At 31.7% G+C, this 18,998-nt stretch carries 18 protein-coding genes and 8 tRNA genes; 4 read left to right on the forward strand and 22 right to left on the reverse strand.

Annotated elements, in window-relative coordinates:
• Positions 1 to 279 precede the first annotated feature (279 nt).
• The 3 genes from purU (at position 280) to L987_RS00265 (ending at position 3,049) form a co-directional block, all read left to right on the forward strand.
• Positions 280 to 1,131, forward strand: coding sequence for a formyltetrahydrofolate deformylase (gene purU, locus L987_RS00255; protein ID WP_047502280.1), 852 nt, complete (start codon positions 280 to 282; stop codon positions 1,129 to 1,131).
• 473 nt (positions 1,132 to 1,604) lie between these two features.
• Entirely contained in the window at positions 1,605 to 2,405 is an 801-nt protein-coding gene (locus L987_RS00260) for an ABC transporter permease (protein WP_047502283.1), read from the forward strand.
• 335 nt (positions 2,406 to 2,740) lie between these two features.
• Positions 2,741 to 3,049, forward strand: coding sequence for a hypothetical protein (locus tag L987_RS00265; protein ID WP_002482884.1), 309 nt, complete (start codon positions 2,741 to 2,743; stop codon positions 3,047 to 3,049).
• 146 nt (positions 3,050 to 3,195) lie between these two features.
• On the opposite strand, the gene L987_RS00270 is transcribed toward L987_RS00265, so the two are convergent.
• The 4 genes from L987_RS00270 to L987_RS00285 form a co-directional block, all read right to left on the reverse strand.
• Positions 3,196 to 3,375: a hypothetical protein gene (locus L987_RS00270; protein WP_047502286.1), complete on the reverse strand. Its 180-nt coding sequence runs from the start codon at positions 3,373 to 3,375 to the stop codon at positions 3,196 to 3,198.
• 439 nt (positions 3,376 to 3,814) lie between these two features.
• Positions 3,815 to 5,104, reverse strand: a complete 1,290-nt coding sequence (locus tag L987_RS00275; protein WP_047502289.1) for a dicarboxylate/amino acid:cation symporter — start codon at positions 5,102 to 5,104, stop codon at positions 3,815 to 3,817.
• A gap of 125 nt (positions 5,105 to 5,229) precedes the next feature.
• Entirely contained in the window at positions 5,230 to 5,853 is a 624-nt protein-coding gene (locus L987_RS00280; protein WP_011302810.1) for a response regulator, read from the reverse strand.
• 14 nt (positions 5,854 to 5,867) lie between these two features.
• Positions 5,868 to 6,983, reverse strand: coding sequence for a GAF domain-containing sensor histidine kinase (locus L987_RS00285; RefSeq protein ID WP_011302809.1), 1,116 nt, complete (start codon positions 6,981 to 6,983; stop codon positions 5,868 to 5,870).
• Positions 6,984 to 7,167: 184 nt separating this feature from the next.
• On the opposite strand from L987_RS00285, the gene L987_RS00290 reads away from it, so the two are divergent.
• Positions 7,168 to 7,995, forward strand: coding sequence for an RluA family pseudouridine synthase (locus tag L987_RS00290; RefSeq protein ID WP_011302808.1), 828 nt, complete (start codon positions 7,168 to 7,170; stop codon positions 7,993 to 7,995).
• 202 nt (positions 7,996 to 8,197) lie between these two features.
• Here the strand turns inward: L987_RS00290 and fumC are convergent, their stop codons facing one another.
• The 18 genes from fumC to L987_RS00370 all read right to left on the reverse strand — a co-directional run bounded on the left by fumC (position 8,198) and on the right by L987_RS00370 (position 18,925).
• Entirely contained in the window at positions 8,198 to 9,583 is a 1,386-nt protein-coding gene (fumC, locus tag L987_RS00295) for a class II fumarate hydratase (RefSeq protein ID WP_047502294.1), read from the reverse strand.
• Between the two features lie 377 nt (positions 9,584 to 9,960).
• Positions 9,961 to 10,377, reverse strand: coding sequence for a hypothetical protein (locus L987_RS00300; RefSeq protein WP_011302806.1), 417 nt, complete (start codon positions 10,375 to 10,377; stop codon positions 9,961 to 9,963).
• Between the two features lie 156 nt (positions 10,378 to 10,533).
• Positions 10,534 to 10,719: an SAS053 family DNA gyrase inhibitor gene (locus tag L987_RS00305; RefSeq protein ID WP_011302805.1), complete on the reverse strand. Its 186-nt coding sequence runs from the start codon at positions 10,717 to 10,719 to the stop codon at positions 10,534 to 10,536.
• Positions 10,720 to 10,740: 21 nt separating this feature from the next.
• Positions 10,741 to 11,340: a 6-phosphogluconolactonase gene (locus tag L987_RS00310; protein ID WP_011302804.1), complete on the reverse strand. Its 600-nt coding sequence runs from the start codon at positions 11,338 to 11,340 to the stop codon at positions 10,741 to 10,743.
• A gap of 180 nt (positions 11,341 to 11,520) precedes the next feature.
• Complete coding sequence (gene trmL / locus L987_RS00315; protein WP_002482875.1) at positions 11,521 to 11,991, reverse strand: tRNA (uridine(34)/cytosine(34)/5-carboxymethylaminomethyluridine(34)-2'-O)-methyltransferase TrmL; 471 nt, start codon at positions 11,989 to 11,991, stop codon at positions 11,521 to 11,523.
• A 4-nt stretch (positions 11,992 to 11,995) separates the two neighbouring features.
• Positions 11,996 to 13,123: a tRNA epoxyqueuosine(34) reductase QueG gene (gene queG / locus L987_RS00320; protein ID WP_047502298.1), complete on the reverse strand. Its 1,128-nt coding sequence runs from the start codon at positions 13,121 to 13,123 to the stop codon at positions 11,996 to 11,998.
• 160 nt (positions 13,124 to 13,283) lie between these two features.
• On the reverse strand, positions 13,284 to 14,006 hold the full coding sequence (locus L987_RS00325) for an amino acid ABC transporter ATP-binding protein (RefSeq protein ID WP_002482873.1): 723 nt from the start codon (positions 14,004 to 14,006) through the stop codon (positions 13,284 to 13,286).
• Positions 13,999 to 15,462 (reverse strand): ABC transporter substrate-binding protein/permease, encoded by a 1,464-nt coding sequence (locus tag L987_RS00330; protein ID WP_047502301.1) that lies wholly within the window; start codon positions 15,460 to 15,462, stop codon positions 13,999 to 14,001. Before L987_RS00330 ends, L987_RS00325 begins: the two co-directional genes overlap by 8 nt.
• A 637-nt stretch (positions 15,463 to 16,099) precedes the next feature.
• Complete coding sequence (locus L987_RS00335; protein WP_011302800.1) at positions 16,100 to 17,167, reverse strand: PTS transporter subunit IIC; 1,068 nt, start codon at positions 17,165 to 17,167, stop codon at positions 16,100 to 16,102.
• A 201-nt stretch (positions 17,168 to 17,368) separates the two neighbouring features.
• Positions 17,369 to 17,451: transfer RNA gene (locus L987_RS00340), tRNA-Leu, on the reverse strand.
• Between the two features lie 299 nt (positions 17,452 to 17,750).
• Positions 17,751 to 18,137: an aspartate 1-decarboxylase gene (gene panD, locus L987_RS00345; RefSeq protein ID WP_047502305.1), complete on the reverse strand. Its 387-nt coding sequence runs from the start codon at positions 18,135 to 18,137 to the stop codon at positions 17,751 to 17,753.
• A gap of 211 nt (positions 18,138 to 18,348) precedes the next feature.
• Positions 18,349 to 18,423 (reverse strand) — tRNA-Gly (locus tag L987_RS00350).
• 9 nt (positions 18,424 to 18,432) lie between these two features.
• Positions 18,433 to 18,507: transfer RNA gene (locus L987_RS13625), tRNA-Gly, on the reverse strand.
• A 21-nt stretch (positions 18,508 to 18,528) separates the two neighbouring features.
• Positions 18,529 to 18,603 (reverse strand) — tRNA-Gly (locus tag L987_RS13630).
• 10 nt (positions 18,604 to 18,613) lie between these two features.
• Positions 18,614 to 18,684 (reverse strand) — tRNA-Cys (locus tag L987_RS00355).
• 9 nt (positions 18,685 to 18,693) lie between these two features.
• Positions 18,694 to 18,765, reverse strand: a tRNA-Gln gene (locus L987_RS00360).
• Positions 18,766 to 18,776: 11 nt separating this feature from the next.
• Positions 18,777 to 18,849: transfer RNA gene (locus L987_RS00365), tRNA-His, on the reverse strand.
• 2 nt (positions 18,850 to 18,851) lie between these two features.
• Positions 18,852 to 18,925: transfer RNA gene (locus tag L987_RS00370), tRNA-Trp, on the reverse strand.
• Positions 18,926 to 18,998: the final 73 nt, after the last annotated feature.

An 18,998-nucleotide genomic window follows, 5' to 3' on the forward strand; every position in this document is an offset into this window, starting at 1 on the left:
CGCAATTATCAAAATAATCAATCTTATATCTTATAATATTTTAAAAACAAAAATCACTTTGTTTGTAAGCGTATTATTATTGTGAAATGTGTTATCAACTCAAATTACTTATTACTCTTTTAAGATAAAAACACTATTTATTATTATAGACCATTTTTCTTGTTTACGCATAGATAAACTACAAATTTCTCTAAATTAATTTAAATGATAGCTTTTGTTTACATTATTCAAAATTTTCATTATAATCTGAGTTACTTTTAAAATTTTGAGGTGCTTAATATGAAAAATACATATATATTACTAGCTAGATGTACAGACAGCGTAGGTTTAACGTCATTAATTACAACGATTATTGCGGATCATGGATCTAATATTTTACATTTAGATCATTTTACAGAGTATGAAAGCAACCAATCTGAAAAGGGTAAATTATTTTTACGCTTAGAATTTGAACAAGTTACAGAACTTAAAGAAGCATTAGAATCGACTTTAAATCAATACGATATAAAATTTGAACTTTTCGATAATAATGATAAAACGAAAATCGCATTATTTGTTTCTAAAGAAGATCACGCATTTAACGAAGTTCTATTAAGAGTACAACGAGGTGAATTGCCTGCAGAAATTGTATGTGTCGTAAGTAACCATGAAACAAACAGACATTTTGCTGAATCTTTGTCTATTCCATTTTATTATGTGCCAAATAATAAAGAGAAACAAGAAGTAGAGCAAGAGATACTTAATATTTGTAGCCATCACGAAATCGATCTCATTGTACTAGCAAAATATATGCAAATTTTAACTGATCATTTTGTAAGTCATTATCCAAACCAAATTATAAATATTCATCATTCATTCTTGCCATCATTTATCGGTGCAAATCCTTATAAACAAGCTTGGGAACGCGGTGTTAAACTTGTAGGCGCTACAAGTCATTATGTTACGTCGGATTTAGATGAAGGCCCAATTATCGAACAGGATGTCACACGCATAAATCATCGCTACAGTGTTCAAGATTTAAGAAAAATAGGACGTCACGTTGAATCAACCGTGCTAGCACAAGCAGTCGAATATCACGTACAACATAAAATTATTGTAAATGATGGAAATAAGACGATTGTCTTTAATTAACAAATATTTTTTGTGTACTAATCACTGTTTCAGAGATAAAAAACAAAATTTTTAAGAATTATATATTTTCTAAAACATACTATTATAAATAGATACATTTAAAGTTATCTGAAACTCATTGTATTGACTTCAGATAACTTTATTATTTATATATAGTTCCACTTACTCCTGTAATATACTTCTTTAATTTACTTATATATCGTTCAATTCTGTTATACAACAGAATCTGACGATTATAAAATGATTATGCGATTTCATTAATTTTTTTAAATTTAATAGACTCGAAATACCAGTATATTGGAAAGCAATGATCTAATCGCACTATTCAATAATCTATTTTTATTCTCCCTATCATATGACTCAAAATATTCTATGTATCACATGATAATTCATTTACTTACATTCCAAATATAATGTATAATTATTTTCACTAATATTAATAAAAACTAAATATGAAAGCGTGATATGTTCAAATGAATTCAGTATGGTTTATATTAAAGGAACAGTTGACGAACCTGTATTTAATTAAAAGACTAGCAGATTTCCAATTACGAATTTCTAACCATAACAACTATTTAGGTGTAGCTTGGGAAATCATTAATCCAGCATTACAAATTGCAGTATATTGGTTTGTATTTGGTCTAGGTTTACGGAATAATGCTACTCATGATGGGATACCTTTTATTTATTGGCTTATTGTAGGTATAAGTATGTGGTTTTTTGTAAATCAAGGTGTTTTAGAGGGTACAAAAGCGATTGTATCAAAATACAATCAAGTTGCAAAAATGAAATTTCCATTATCTGTCACACCTAGTTACATTGTATTTAGTAGATTTTATGGACATCTCGGCTTATTGTTGATTGTGTTAATCATTTGCTTTTCGGGTGGATATCACCCTTCTATTTATTCATTACAATTATTAATTTATGTACCTTATGCCTTAATATTAACGACTATTATCTCAATATTAACATCAACTTTGGCCGTATTGATTCGTGATACGCAAATGGTTATTCAATCGTTAATGAGAATCATATTTTTTGTATCTTCCATATTATACGCACCTAAAAATGAAATTGTGGTAACAGTCATGAAATTAAACCCGATTTATTTTTTAGCTGAAGGATACCGAGCCGCCCTATTGCACAAAGAATGGTATTTTATTAATCATTGGCATTTAACTGTTTATAATTTTGTACTTGTCTTGTTTCTTTTTATCGTAGGAGCTGTCGTGCACATGCGTTATAGAGATCATTTTGCTGATTTTATGTAATTTATCATAATAAAGCCCCCTTACATTGATAGAACTACTTTTTCATTTTATGAAAATAAGGCATTCCTATACATAAGCTCTAGCTTTTGTATTCTATATAAAGTGTATCCGCGGCTTTATACATGTGCATTAGCTTAAATGTACATTATTTTCCACTTCTCAATTTAACCGCCCTTAGCTAAACGATGTAATCATTATTGAAACTCCACCATTATCCGACATTTCATATATGTAATTTGTAATAGACTATTCTCATGTTATACTCAATTAAAATAATTTATAAGTAAATGTTTTGTCAATATATGACAAATAAACTTTAGATTGGGGAATTAATTATGCAAGTAGATATCAATCATCCCGTCATTGCTATAAGTGCTTCGTTAAAATTTTTTCAATTACAAACTGTTTCAGGGCAACTCATTTTGCTAGATGATCGTATCATCTTTAAATCTCTAGAGACAATGCAAATTGGAAATATTAAGGAGACATTTTTATTTACAGATATCAAAAGCTTGAAGACAGGTTTCTCACTTTCACCTTTTAGAATTACAATAATGGACCATGATGGTGAAACATGGATATTTGATCAAGTCCATCGTAAAGATGCAAAAAAATTTGTAGAACTGTATCATGCTATTACATAATACCCATTTAGCCTTCATCATTTTTAATACAAGTTACTAAAAAAATGTTTGTAACAGACAACTGATTATCAATTAAATTTGCCTATCAAACGTGCAACTTACTTATGTTATTGCACATATATTGCATCTAATTTAATCGGCTGTCACTACTTATCTTTATCATCTTTTCTGCCAAAGAAATAATCAATAATTAAAATGATTAAAGGTATAGATAATGTTATGAATACTGAATAATGACCTCTCTTTATAAAAAAGTATGTGCATATCACCGTTATTATTAAACAAATTGCTAAGACAATCAGTACATATAATTTATTTTTATTCATATGCATAGTTCTCCTTCAAATTTAGTTCAATCACAAGATAACATATGATGCAAATCACTTCTAATTTGATGATATCCGTGTTTCAGTGTTTATGATTATTAAAAATACGAACCTATTAAAGCATATCAGTACGCATTAAAAAGTCTGAGACAAAATAGATGTCTCAGACTTTTTCAATTAGGCAGTAGATGATTGAGTTGAAAATATAAAGACTCACTTATTTATAAAAACTATTTTTCCATTTTTATAGAAACAAATCGTTCTTTTGCATAAGCTAAAGCTTAGATATGCCACATAAAAATGCTAGTGAGACTTATGTATGCACGTTAGCTCAGGTAAAGCTTTATTCTAGTCATCTTTGCCTTGATTGCATAGGTAGGACGACGTAATCTATATTAGAAAATTTGATTTCTATGCCCTACCCTTTATTAATCTATATTTATTCATTAAGTGTACGTTCTTTTGCTAACTTTCTTTCTTCAGCATTTGAAATAACTAAAGCACATGCTGCGTCGCCTGTTATATTGACTGATGTTCTTGTCATATCAAGTAATCTATCAATCCCTAAAATAATACCGATGGCTGCTGGATCTAGTCCTACTGCATTTAATACCATTGCGAGCATAATCAATCCTACGCCAGGAACCCCAGCTGTACCAATAGATGCCACAACTGCTATAACGACAACTGTTATAATTTGCGAAACAGATAAAGTCACGCCAGAAATTTGAGCGATAAATATCGTTGCAACACCTTGCATTATGGCAGTACCATCCATGTTAATCGTTGCGCCTAAGGGTTGAACAAATGAAGCAATTTCCCGTCTAACCCCCATTTTTTTCGTGCATTCTAATGATACAGGTAAAGTAGCCGTAGAACTTGAAGCACTAAAACCTAATGTGATAGCTGGAATAAAGTCTTTGAAAAACTTTAATGGACTTGATTTTGCCATAAATTTAACGGCAGCACCATATACCACAAAGAAATGAATCCCTAACCCCAGTAAGACAATAAAGAAATACATACCTAATTGCTGGATTGCCCCAAATCCAGCACCAGTAAAGGCATGTGCTACAAGACCAAATGTACCAATTGGTGCAAAGACACTCATAATCATTGTTACAATATACATGAGTACATCATTGGTTTGTTCTAAAAATTTATGAACCATTTGTGCCTTTGAACCCACCATGATAATACCTACACCAATGAAAATAGCAAATGAAATAATTTGCAACATATTTTCATCCGTCATGGCTTGCAATGGATTTTTAGGAAATAAATTAATTAAAGTTTGATCAAATGTTTGTTTGGCGGCTGAATCTTGTGAACTGTCTTCTTTCTCTAATGTTTGTTGATAACTGGATACATCATCACTATTTAATAGTTCTGATTTTCCAGCACCGGGTTGTAATACTAAAGCCAATGTAATACCAATGATAATTGCAATCGCTGTCGTTGTTAAAAAGAAGGTAATCGTTTTTATACCTATGCCCCCTAATAATTTTGGATCACCTACACCGACTACCCCTAAGACGATGGAAACAAAAACAACTGGCACTACTAACATAAAGATTAAATTCAGAAAGATTTGTCCGATAACATTAAATAGGTATTTATCTACGTTTTCTACAAAAGCTGTATTCGAAAATACATTAAAGATAGAACCAATTGCAATACCTAATACTAACGCTATGACGATCTTTAATGAAAGATGCTTCGTTTTCATAGCAATATCCCCCTTTTAGTTATTACTATTTATTATATAGTATTTTTATATAAATTAAAGTAAGAATTCACCAAAATAGATATATTACCATGCCATGACATTATTTATGATCGTTTTATTACACACTATATTAAATTGTTTTGCATAGCATAAATTGCCGCCTGTGTACGATCCGTTACTTGAAGTTTACTAAATATATGGCTAACATGCGTTTTAATTGTTTTCTCTGATACAAAAAGTGTTTCTGCAATTTCTTTATTTGTTTTACCTTTTGCCATTTCCGTAAGTACTTCTGATTCCCTTTTTGAAAGCTTGTTTGCATAATGTGGCTTTTTACTTACTGTTTCAATGACATGTTGTGCTTGAGGATGAATAATTTTTTCTCCTGCAAGAACATGTTTTATTGTTTTTATTAATTGCTCAGGCTCTACATCTTTCATCTCATAACCATCTGCACCTTTATCAATTGCAGAAATAACATGTTCATCATCAATATAACTTGTTAACACTAATATTTTTACATTTGGATATTTTTTCTTCATCCATTCTGTAATTTCAATACCATTCATTTCTGGCATTACTAAATCTAATAATACAATATCGGGTAACGTGTTGTTTTCTAGATAATCTAAAAAGGTTTGACCATCTGAAAATCCACCTATAACCTCTAAATCTTCTACCGTTGATAATAAAAATTCTAATCCTTGCCTAACAATATGATGATCATCTACAAGTATAATTCGACTCATAACTTTCTTCCTTCCTATAACGACAACGGCACGCTTATATATATTTTAGTACCCTTGTTTTCAATTGATTCAATATCTAAATTACCATTTATCGCTTTCGCACGTTGTCTCATATTATTGATTCCATGTGAATAATTAAAATTTGATTGATTCATATTAAAACCTTTACCAAAATCTTTAATTTCCACGATTAAAGATTGATGATTTTGCGTCAATTTCACATTAATCTCATTTGTATTCGCATGTTTCTTAGTATTATTCATAGCTTCTTGGATAATACGGTAGACATTTTCTTCTATTAAGCTTGGTAAATTAATCAAACCTTCAACTTTTACACTTAACTCAATTTGTAAAATATCACTATAGTTATTTAATGCATTTACTAATCCTTGTTCTAATCCAACAGGTTTAAGTTGCCAGATCAATGACCGCATCTCATTCACGGCTTGTTGACTTGTATCTTCTATTACATTAAAAGCATTCCGTGATACTTCCTCTTTCGTAATACCCTGGGCAGCATGTGCAGTCAGTTTCACAGAAAATAATAATTGATTCACTGAATCATGTAAATCTCGAGCTAATCGATTTCTTTCACTGATACGAGCAGCTTCTTTTTCTTTATTTGTGAGAATAATTCGTTTGATAGCAGAACCTATTTGAAAAGCAACTGACTCTAGTAATTCTAAGTCCTCTTCACTGTAGCTTGTTTTATAAGGTGTCGCCACATTTAATAATCCAAACTGTTCTTCTCCTGAACGTAATGGCACCGTTGCATGATGTGTAATACCATTTGTTTCAGCATGATGTGCACGATTAGCTAAATTAATGCGAGAGCAATTTATAATATTTGATGCCTTAGTTAACTTTTTATTTTGATATGCTTGAACACACCAACACGTGCCTTCACACATGTATTTACAATTGTCTTTGGCTAACGCTCCTGGAAGCTCAAAATGCGAGACTAATTCATGTTGCCCTACATCATCTATAAAGAAAATCCATCCAGTAGTAAAATCCGTTCCTTCTATAAGATATCTCAACGCGCCATCCATCATGCTGTATGTTTCTGTTTCTTCATTTAAAAATTCAGCTATTTCTTTAAGTAATGCAAGTCTTGTCGGTTTTTCCATTTAACCATTCCATTCCGTTACTACTTTAATATATATTATACCTTCTTCATGTTAAATTTTAAAATGTTGCTTCTACAACATTAATAAATGCATTCATTTAAATTTTAAATATAGAATTCATTTGACTAATATTTTTAATACTTTCTTTATGGTATGATAATAGTTGATAATCAAGGAGGATACTATGAAATTTGAAATCCCTAATAAATATAATCAATTAACATTAAGAGAAATTTTTCAACAATTGCACTTACCAAAAAAAGATTTACACACTTTAAATATGTCGAAAGCAATTACCATTAACGAATCGCCTGGAACGCTCACGACTAAAGTAAATACTGGCGATAATGTTTATATTCCAACACCAGATGAAGTGAGTAATTACTTACCTAGTTACCGCTTCGCTCAAATTTATTATGAAGATGATGACATAGCAATTGTCATGAAACCAAAAGGTGTGAAAACACATCCAAATGATTTAAAAGAAAGTAATACATTAATGAACCATGTCATTTATACAATAAAAAGTGATTATGTAGAACCTATTCACCGATTAGACCAAGAAACAGTTGGTTTATTAATCGTCGCAAAAAACCCACTAATGAAAAAAATCTTAGACCGTATGCTAGAGGAAAATAAAATAGACCGTATATATAAAGCAAATGTACATAGTTTATTACCTATCAAACCTCAGACTATCGATATGCCTATTGGTAAAGATAAATTTCATTCTAATAAACGTCGTGTCTCTTCTACAGGTCAATCTGCAATCACACATATTTTAAATTCAAAAATGATTAAAGAAGACGTCTGTGAATTAGAAATAAAATTAGATACCGGTAGAACGCATCAAATTCGTGTACACTTAGCAGAAATTGGTCACCCAGTTATTGGTGATCCATTATATGGTAACTCTACGTTAAGAAAATTAGAATTAAATAGTCACAAAATAGAATTTATTCATCCACTCACACAAGAAAGTATAACTGTAAGTTTAGACGATGAAGTTTAATCATATAAAATAATTGCAATACCTTATCTCTATTAAAATAAGCTAGCATACTATTAAGTGTAAAAAAACTGTTGCATTTGATTATTCTGTAGTCAATTGCTAACGTTCAACGCATTAAAGTATAAAACAAAAAGAGCTAATCCATATGATAGGATTAGCTCTCTTAATTTAAATATTTGTATTTTCAGTGCTCTATGGAGTTTTATTTAGGTTCAACCATATCTTCTGGTTTAATCCATTGTTCGAATTGTTCTTCTGTAACATACCCTGAATCAATTGCTGATTCTTTTAAAGTAAGCCCTTCACGGTGAGCTTTTTTAGCGATACTAGCTGCTTTTTCATATCCAATGTGTGGATTCAAAGCAGTTACGAGCATTAATGATTGGTTTAAATAATTATCAATATTCTCTGGAATTGGCTCAATACCAACTGCACAGTTATTATTAAATGTGTCCATACCATCTGCTAATAAATAAATTGACTGCAAGGTATTTAATAAAATAACTGGTTTGTATACATTGAGTTCAAAGTTACCTTGTGAACTTGCAATACCAACTGCTGTATCATTACCCATTACTTGAACTGCAACCATAGTTAACATTTCACATTGCGTTGGATTAACCTTACCAGGCATGATAGATGAACCAGGTTCATTCTCTGGTATGGAAATCTCAGCAAGACCCGCACGAGGTCCTGAAGCTAACCATCTTACATCATTGGCAATTTTCATTAGATCTGTTGCAAGTGCTTTAAGTGTACCATGCAATTGTACAACTTCGTCATGTGCTGTTAATGCATGGAATTTATTTTCAGATGATACAAAAGGATAGCCTGTATTTTCAGCTATAAATTTAGCTACTTTGTCACCAAACTCTGGATGTGCATTAATTCCTGTACCTACTGCAGTACCACCAATAGCTAAGTTTAAAATATGCGCTTTTGATTCACTTAACAACGTTTCACATTTATCTAACATATAACGCCAACCACTAATTTCTTGACCTAGTCGAATCGGTGTAGCATCTTGTATATGCGTACGCCCAATTTTAATAATATCGTGATATTGTTCTTCTTTTTGTTTAAACGTATCTCTCAGTGTTTTTAATGCAGGTTCTAATTTTGTTTCAACTTCATTGTATAATGCAACATGCATTGCTGTTGGGAATGTATCATTAGAACTTTGAGATTTATTTACATCATCATTAGGATGAATAGACTCATCGATACCTTGCTCTTTTAAGTAAGTATTGGCAACATAACTTACAACTTCGTTTACATTCATATTACTTTGTGTACCACTCCCTGTTTGCCAAACAACAAGTGGGAAATGTTCATCTAATTCTTTATTTAATACGCGGTCACATGCATAGACAATCGCATCTTTTTTGGCATCTGATAATTTACCTAATGCATGATTAGCTAATGCTGCCCCTCTTTTTAATTGCGCAAATCCGTATACAACTTCAATTGGCATACGTTCTTTACCCACTGGAAAATTACGTTTACTTCTTTCTGTTTGTGCACCCCAGTATTTATCTGCAGGTACTTCAATTTCACCGAATGTATCATGTTCTATTCTTACTGACATTTATAATTCTCCCCTTCATTATTCATTGTTCGCTATTAGTATAGCATTAAACATTTTATAGGAGCAATCGTATTATATAGCGTTTTCATAATTCAATTGATAATTTTAAAATACATAAACAACAACACATTGATATTTTTTCTTTTATATGAAAAGGTAGCAGGAGAGTAATCAAATTTTTTAATCGTTTGTTTAAATAAGTGAGATTTTACCTTTTCAATTCAGTCATCTACTGCCTAAATGAAAAAAAGCGTCTGAGACATCTACTTTGTCTCAGACGCGATAATTGGAAATACAATTAAAATTTTTATATTAGATGAATGGACATAGTGACGTACATTTTATTAATCTTAAAAGCTCTATTATTAAAAATTGTCTTAACGCTCTTTAGTGATATTAACACTTTTAAATTGATTTTTTGCCGCTTGAATCACGCCAACTGCAGTTAAAATTAATAAGATCGCACCTATCACTAATGTAACTGGACTAATTGTTATTAATAATCCTAGGAAACCATCTAAATTATCATAAAAGCTACCTAAAGGCTTAAATAATAATACAGTTATAACAATACAACATAACACACTAATAATGACGCCTGTTTGATTACTTTTTACAAAAGTTGATGCATTCACTTGATCTACTAAACCTTGTGATAAATTAATTTGTAATTTAATAATTTTGAATAATACTGGTAAATAAAGCGCTCCAATTGCCATTGGAAAACCTTTTATAGAAATTAAATTTACAATAACAGCACTTATCATGATATATTTCCAATATTTGCTTAACATTTATATAATTCTCCTTAAATCAATAATGCTTTAATAATAACACATTCACATTTAACATGGCATTTCTTTTTTTACCACATGACTTCGAAAATAATCGTCATCACAATTACACAAAAAACCTTTGTGAACCATAATAATTCACAAAGGTGGCTTAAACTATTCATTTAAATCGGAACGTACTGCTGGGTCATGTGATTTATCTAATTTATCTTCATCATTTTCTTCAGAGATTTGTTCCATTTCTTTTCCTAATTCTACGACATCCTCTAAATCATCAACCATCGCGTTTTCTGACTCTAATTCATCACGATGTAGATTATTTTGATTTTTATCTAAACTCATTGCAATCACCTCACATATAAATTATGCAAAACGTGCAGTGAAATAATGTCTAACATCTTCTGGTAAACCTTCAGCAGCCGCTTCATCTAAAATAACATTAACCATACGGTGCGCTTTTAAATCTGAAGGTTCAAAACTTGTTTTACCATTTTCTTCATAAAGTTTATGAACGACTTCTTTTTTATCGCTACCTGTAATAATTAAAATAACTTCACGTGCCGAGAATAAACCTTGATTCACACTTACATCTAATTTACCATTTGTATCAATAGAAAGTACTTGTGTAATCAATTTCCCTTTATTTTCTTTAGTTTTGATTTTATCTTTAATAAATGATTCCGTATCTTCACCAAATGAAACATTGAAGATTTGGCCTTCTGGAACACCAAGTGCTTCAAAGTATGATTTATTGTTATCATAATCCAGAATATTAATTTGACTAAAATCTACTGCATGTTTATCAACATTTTTCTTTAATTCATCCAATACTGGTGCATTGTCACTTGAAAGGTGTACGCCAGCAATTGTTGTTGGATTGTTGTTAAATTGTTTTCTTAAGATATCTGCAGCATATTCCGCTACAACTTGTTCATTTTCTAAAACTTTAAAGTTCATTGCCATAGTAATTACACTCCTCTTTGTCTATTAAGACGCGTTCTAGCATTATTTTTATTATTACCCTTGTTACAGTAACCATAAACTATTTACTTAATTTAACTTATGATTCTTCTGATTTAAATTATATTTAGGCTTAACTTCATTATACAAAGCTTTAACTATAATTTCATTCATTTTAAACAATTAATGTAACCCAGGGAAACTTTGTTGTCTTAAAGCTTCGTATATAAGTAATGAAGCTGTATTAGATAGATTTAATGATCTAATATTATCATTCATTGGTATTCTTAAGGCAGTTTCAGCATAAGCATCTTTTACCCAATCAGGTAATCCAGTTGTTTCTCGTCCAAATATGAAAAAGTGGTCATGTTCTGTATCTGTGAAATCAAAATCTGAATACGTCTTTTTACCAAATTTAGTCAACAAATAGTATGTACCATCTGTGTTTTCAAAAAATGATTCAATGTTTTCATAATAGGTAATGTTCACAGATTCCCAATAATCTAAGCCTGCACGTTTTAACATTTTATCATCTGTACTAAAACCTAATGGCTTAATTAAATGTAAATGTGTATATGTACCAGCGCATGTTCTAGCAATACTGCCTGTATTACCAGGTATTTGTGGCTGAAATAATACTATATGGTTTGTCATGCTTTTATTCGCTCCTCATTTCAAGTCCTTTTATCATTTCTACTTGGACTTCTTCTATTTCATCATTATAATGTTGTTCTATAAAAGGCCTTGCCGCTTCACCTTGAATTTGACCTATTGCCCAATATGCAGTACCACGAATCATGGGTCTAGGATCATTCAAAGCTACTTCTTGTAATTCTGATATTGCAGTTTCATCTTTAAAATGCGCTAATGCGACGATAGCATTCCGCTGTATCGGTTTCTTCCCTCTCCATGCACCTGCTAAATGACCATAAGTGTTTTTAAATTCCTTATTACTCATTTGCAACAAAGGCGCCAATCTAGGTTTCAAAATTTCTGGTTCTAATACGATATCATCATGTTGAGTATTGATTCCTTTATTTCTTGGACAAACTTGCTGACATGTATCACAACCATATAAACGATTACCAATTTTATAACGATATTCATCAGCTAAATACCCTTTAGTTTGCGTTAAAAAGCTGATACATTTTTGACTATTTAATTGTCCATCACCAACAAGTGCTCCAGTTGGGCAACGATCAACACAAATGGTACAATCACCACAACTATCGATTAACGGATCATCTGGTGGAAAAGGTATACTTACAAGCATTTCACCTAGATATGTCCATGTACCTAATTCTGGATTAATAACAAAACCGTTTCTACCTACGTAACCTAAGCCCGCGCGTTCAGCAACTGCGCGATCTGAAAGTACACCAGTATCTACCATTGATTGTATTTCTACACCAGGTACTTTTTCTTCTAAATACGCACCTAATTTATCTAGGCGTTTCCTCATAATCGAATGATAGTCTTGTCCCCACGATGCTCGTGCAAACATACCACGGCGATCACCACGAACACTTTTAGGAGCGCCTTTCAATTTATTAGGATAACCCACTGCAATTGCAATGATTGATCTAGCTGTCGGCAGCGATAACTTCGGTTCAGTTCTCAATTCGATATCCGATTCTTCGAAACCAGATGCATAGCCTTTCGCATGATAGTCAGCTAACTTTTGTTTCAACTCATCAAAAGGATCAGCTGTAGTAAAACCAATACTATCGATACCAATTGTATGAGCATAATCTATGACATCTTGTTTCAATTGGTTTAAATCCATTTAATTACACCCCACATTAAAAACATACATTCCATAGTTTAACACATTCCGAAGTGTTTAGCGTATGACGTATTTTAGTTTTTCATGACAAAATTAAAAACCAAGTATCTAAAGTTACGATTATTAATTAATCTAACTTTAAATGCTTGGTTTCAACAGCTTATAGTACTCTACTCAAGAAGTTTTTAGTTCTTTCATGTTGTTGATGATCAAAAATATCTGTTGGCGATCCAGATTCAACAATCACGCCATCTGCCATAAAGACCACTTTATCACTTACATCCCTTGCAAAGTTCATTTCATGTGTGACAACGACCATTGTCATACCTTCTTTTGCTAGATCTTTCATTACCTTAAGCACATCACCAACAACTTCAGGATCAAGTGCTGACGTTGGTTCATCAAATAATAACACTTCAGGATTCATTGCCAATGCTCTAGCAATTGCAACCCTCTGCTTTTGTCCACCAGATAATTGAGAGGGATAAGCGTCTGCTTTATCTGCTAATCCAACCTTTTCAAGTAATGATTTCGCCTGTTGTTTTAAATTAGCGATATTATCTTTTTTCAATAAACTTGGCGCTAATATAACATTATCTATGACCTTTTTATGAGGAAACAAATTAAAATTTTGAAATACCATCCCCATTTGTTGACGTAAGGTTTCTAACTCAGTGCTGTTATGAGTTAAATGTTGTTCTTTAAAAATAACTTCCCCACTAGTCGGTGTTTCTAACAAATTCATGCAACGAAGTAATGTACTTTTCCCACTACCAGAAGGACCAATGATTGCGACGACTTCACCTTGATTAACCGTTAAATCAATTCCTTTGAGCACTTCATTTTTACCAAAAGATTTATATAAATTTTTAATATTAATCACTAACTTTCATTCTCCCTTCAAAGTAATACATCACTCTAGATAATGTGAATGTAAGAATAAAGTATAGTATTGCAGCAACGATTAATGGTGTAAATGGATCAAATGACGCACCTTGTACAACTTGTGCATTGAACATTATTTCACTAACACCAATGACTGAAACAATTGACGATTCTTTAATTACCGTTACAAATTCATTACCTAAAGCCGGTAAAATATTTTTAATAGCTTGCGGTAAAATAACTGACTTCATTGTCTGACCATAAGTTAAACCTAAACTACGTGCTGCTTCAGTTTGTCCACTATCAACAGCGTTAATACCTGCTCTTATTATTTCGGCAATATATGCTGAACAATTAATTACTAAAGCAATCATACCGCATATAAGCGCTGATATATTTAATCCAAGAACTGCTGTTGTTCCAAAGTAAACAAGGAATACTTGAACTAAAAGCGGTGTCCCTCTTAGGAATTCAATATAAGCTGAAGCAAGCCAACTTAATAATTTAATTTTGCTTAACTTAAGTAAAGCAATACCAGCACCAAACACTGTCCCTAATAGAACACCAACAATGGAAATTAATATCGTGTTCTGAATACCTTTTAAGAAGAAATTACCATACTTAGTGAAAAAATTACCGTCATCTTTTTTCATTGCTTCTGCCGCAGAAGCTTTATAATCCTTAATTAAATTATTATCTTTAACATCTTTGATAGATGCATTCAATTTTTCCATTAATTTTGGAGAATGTTTCGGAGCAGCTATTGCTGTACTTTTTGTACCTTCATTAAATTTAACATTTTCAGCAAATGTTAAATCTTTATTTTGTTTCAAATAAGCTTCAGCTACTGGTCCTTCGATGACCATTCCTTTTACCTTACCACTCTTTAATGACATGATTACTTCTGGAACTCTAGTCAAAGATTGTACCTGTGCATTATCAATTTCACTCTGAGCAATTTTTTCTTGTTGTGTTTGTTTTTGAACACCTATTTTTTTATTTGCAAAATCATCAATATCTTTTAAATTATCTGCATCTGATTTTTTTATTATCATTTTTTGTTGGACTGTCATATATGGGTTAGAAAAATCTACTTCTTTTTCACGCTCTGGTGTTGGTGTCATACCAGAAATAATTAAATCGACTTTCCCAGTCTTAATTGCTCCCAATAAACTGTCAAATTGCATATTTACAATTTTTAATTTCAGATGATTATCTTTAGCTATTTTTTTAGCTAAGTCAATATCGATACCTGCATATTCCGATTTACCATTTACATTATGCTCAAATTCATATGGTGCATAATCTGCAGATAAACCTACGCGTAATTCACCACGCGCTTTTATTTTATCCCATTGATCCTGTTCCGCTCCATGTGCAACAGGGCTAATGTAAGTTAATATACCGCTACTAATTAAAATAACAGTCATAATCAATTTAATCATGTGTTTCATTTTCTAACCCCTTTCTATATAATTCATTATTATACATAATTACGAAATAATATTCAATATAATTTTAGGAATCTATTTAAACTTATATAAACAGCTAATTACCTCAAATTCTGTCCCTTGAGTATAAAAAAGAGAGCCTGGGACAAAACTAGATGTCTCAGACTCTTGTTCAATTAGGCACTAAATGACTAAATTGAAAATGTATAGCCTACTTATTTTAAAGAAACTATTTTTCCTATTCTTATGGAAACGAGTAGTTCTTATGCATAGGCTAAATCTTATATATAATTATAGTGAAACTTATACATGCACGTTAGCTCAGGCAGACCTTTATCATAGTTATCTCTGCCTTGATTACATAGGTGGAACTACAAAAGACCCACTAGAAAATTTAATTTCTGCCCTATGCTTCATAATCAATTACAGGTTGCTGTCATGCTTGTTAATATACATTAATTTATACTCCATACCTTAAAGTAAAATATATAGACATAGAAAATAATGAAAATAATATTGACACTATAATAAACTTAAAGTTTTAGATTTTTAGACTTAACTACACCTATACAATACCTTGAAAATGTATAGATATTCATTTTCTTAGATAACCAACTGCCATACACAAATTCAAAACACTTTATTGTTTTGGTATTTCAAATCTATATATGTCATCTGAATAATTGCCTATGAATTTTTTACATAATTCATGTACAAAAAATGCTGCTACAAATGGAATAATAAGATAACCAAAAATTAAAAGGATAATATTTATTACTGGATCACCATCCATCCGATTAAATGCGTTTATTGGCCCTACTAAACCTGTATAACCAAAACCAGCAGACATTGGTGTCCCTTGAATTCCTATGAAATAAGCAATTAACCCTCCTATGATACCATTAATAACTAAAGGCACCGCGATGATTAAATGTTTAAAGTATACTGGAATCATCATTTTAGCTGCACCAATAATTAATACAAGATTGACACCTGCACCATTCACTCGTATTGAACCGAATAAAAATGTTACACAAGCTGCTACAATACCCATATTAGCTGCACCACTTCCTAAACCAGACAAACCAATTGCAGTGGCAATTGCTACCACAGATATGGGTGTAACCATTAATAAAGAATATGTAACACAGATAAGGATAGACATCAACATAGGATTCAGTTCTGTAAAAGAACTCACTAAATGTCCAATTCCTTTCGTCACATTCGATACATACCCTAGTGTATAAATACCTATAATGCCACTTACAACCGGAATCACTACCGGTAAAATAATCATTTCAAGCGATCCTAATTTGTTTTGAAGTATTAAATATAAAAAACAGGCTACCATGACTACTAATATCGTATTTATAATATCTCCAATACCATTTAACATAAAACCGTTTGATGTTATTTTTACTGCCCCACTACCAAGCATTGCAGAAACGCCAACCATCGTTGCACCAGCACCACTAAATTTAAATTGATGCGCTGCTAATACTCCAATAATAAAAGCCATAAATGATTGAATTAATACAACCAATTGATACACTGATTCTAATAATTGATTATCTTCTTTGAAGAATTTTAATAACTCTCCTAACATTGCATTCGGTATTAATGCAATTACAACACCAGCACCCACAGCTTGAAGTATGTTGCTAAAAAATTGTTTACTACTATTATTTTTAGTTTTACTCTTAGACATTCATTTTCCTCCAAATAAAGCATTAGACTCATAATATTATACTTTCTTAAAAACCACAATATAAAGTTATAATGGTAAATATAATATCAATGATTTATATTCTTTTTTTAAATTTAAAACAAAACGTATATTTGACATAAAAAAAGAACCTCGTAGATACGAGGTTCAAAAACAAACAGAGTCTGTTTATTACTATAGTTATACCGGTGGTCGGGATCGAACCGACACTCCAAGAAGGAACGGGATTTTGAGTCCCGCGCGTCTGCCAATTCCGCCACACCGGCTCAATAAAAAATTGAGCGATCACTTATTTTACAAAAAGTAACCGTTTATGTTCGAAACAGCATAAATACATTATATAACTTAGAACTTTTGTCGTCAATAGATTTCTTAATAAAGAGCGTAATCACTAGCTTTTGAAAGAAAAACACCTTACTAAAAAAGTATAAATTGTCACTATTCATAATATCTTTGCCTTATAAATAAATTAAACTAATTACCACGTCTTAATTTAAATAAATTCATCATTTTTAATTAGAAGCAAATTATTAAGTACAGATCAAATTAACTATTTACTTAAAAATCAATCTAAAATTATTTCATTTTCCTTTTCACCAATCATTTGTGTTATTTGGTTAAATTCATTCATTACAGCTACTTTAGGTACGTGATTTATAAGCTCAGTTTCATTTAATTGAACATATGTCATAATAATCACAACATCGTCTACTTCTACTAACCTAGAAGCAGCTCCATTTAAGCATATCTTACCACTTCCACGTTCTCCTTCAATAACATAGGTTTCAAAACGTGTACCATTATTATTATTTACAATTGCCACTTTCTCATTGGGTAATATATCTACTGCTTCCAATATATCTTTATCAATCGTAATACTACCTACATAGTTTAAATTAGATTCTGTTACTCTTGCTCTGTGAATTTTTCCATTCATCATTGTACGTATCATAGAAATTATAGCTCCTATAGTTCAAATTTTTAATTATACATAAATCAAGTATTAATTATTACTTCATATAACATAACCATTTAATAATACCACATTGATTAAGACGTTAAAATAATATTTACCTCAATATAAATAAACAACAATCCAAAGTGATTATTAAATTTATATACTTAAAAAGTGTAAAAAAAAACTTCCTCAATGGAAGAATAAATGGAGCGGAAGATAGGACTTACACCTATACCTCATTCCGGGAAGGAATGTGTTCTAAAAGTTGAACTACTCCCGCAAAATAATATGGAGCGGAGGATAGGACTTACACCTACACCTCGTTCCGGGAAGGAACGTGTTCTAAGAGTTGAACTACCCCCGCATGGGATATAATAATTTAATATGGAGCGGAAGATAGGACTTACACCTATACCTCATTCCGGGAAGGAACGTGTTCTAAAAGTTGAACTACTCCCGCATATCGTTGAAGGCGGCAACCGGATTTGAACCGGTGATAAAGGTTTTGCAGACCTCTGCCTTACCACTTGGCTATGCCGCCAATAAAAAACTGGGCTAGCTGGATTCGAACCAGCGCGTGATGGAGTCAAAGTCCATTGCCTTACCGCTTGGCTATAGCCCAATAATACTAAGGGCGGATGATGGGAATCGAACCCACGAGTGTCGGAACCACAATCCGATGCGTTAACCACTTCGCCACAACCGCCATGGCAGGGGCAGTAGGAATCGAACCCACATCAAAGGTTTTGGAGACCTCTATTCTACCGTTGAAATATGCCCCTATTAAATTAAATAAATGGTGGAGGGGGGCAGATTCGAACTGCCGAACCCGAAGGAGCGGATTTACAGTCCGCC

The sequence above is a fragment of the Staphylococcus sp. ZWU0021 genome (assembly GCF_000798895.1).
Taxonomy (GTDB): domain Bacteria; phylum Bacillota; class Bacilli; order Staphylococcales; family Staphylococcaceae; genus Staphylococcus; species Staphylococcus saprophyticus.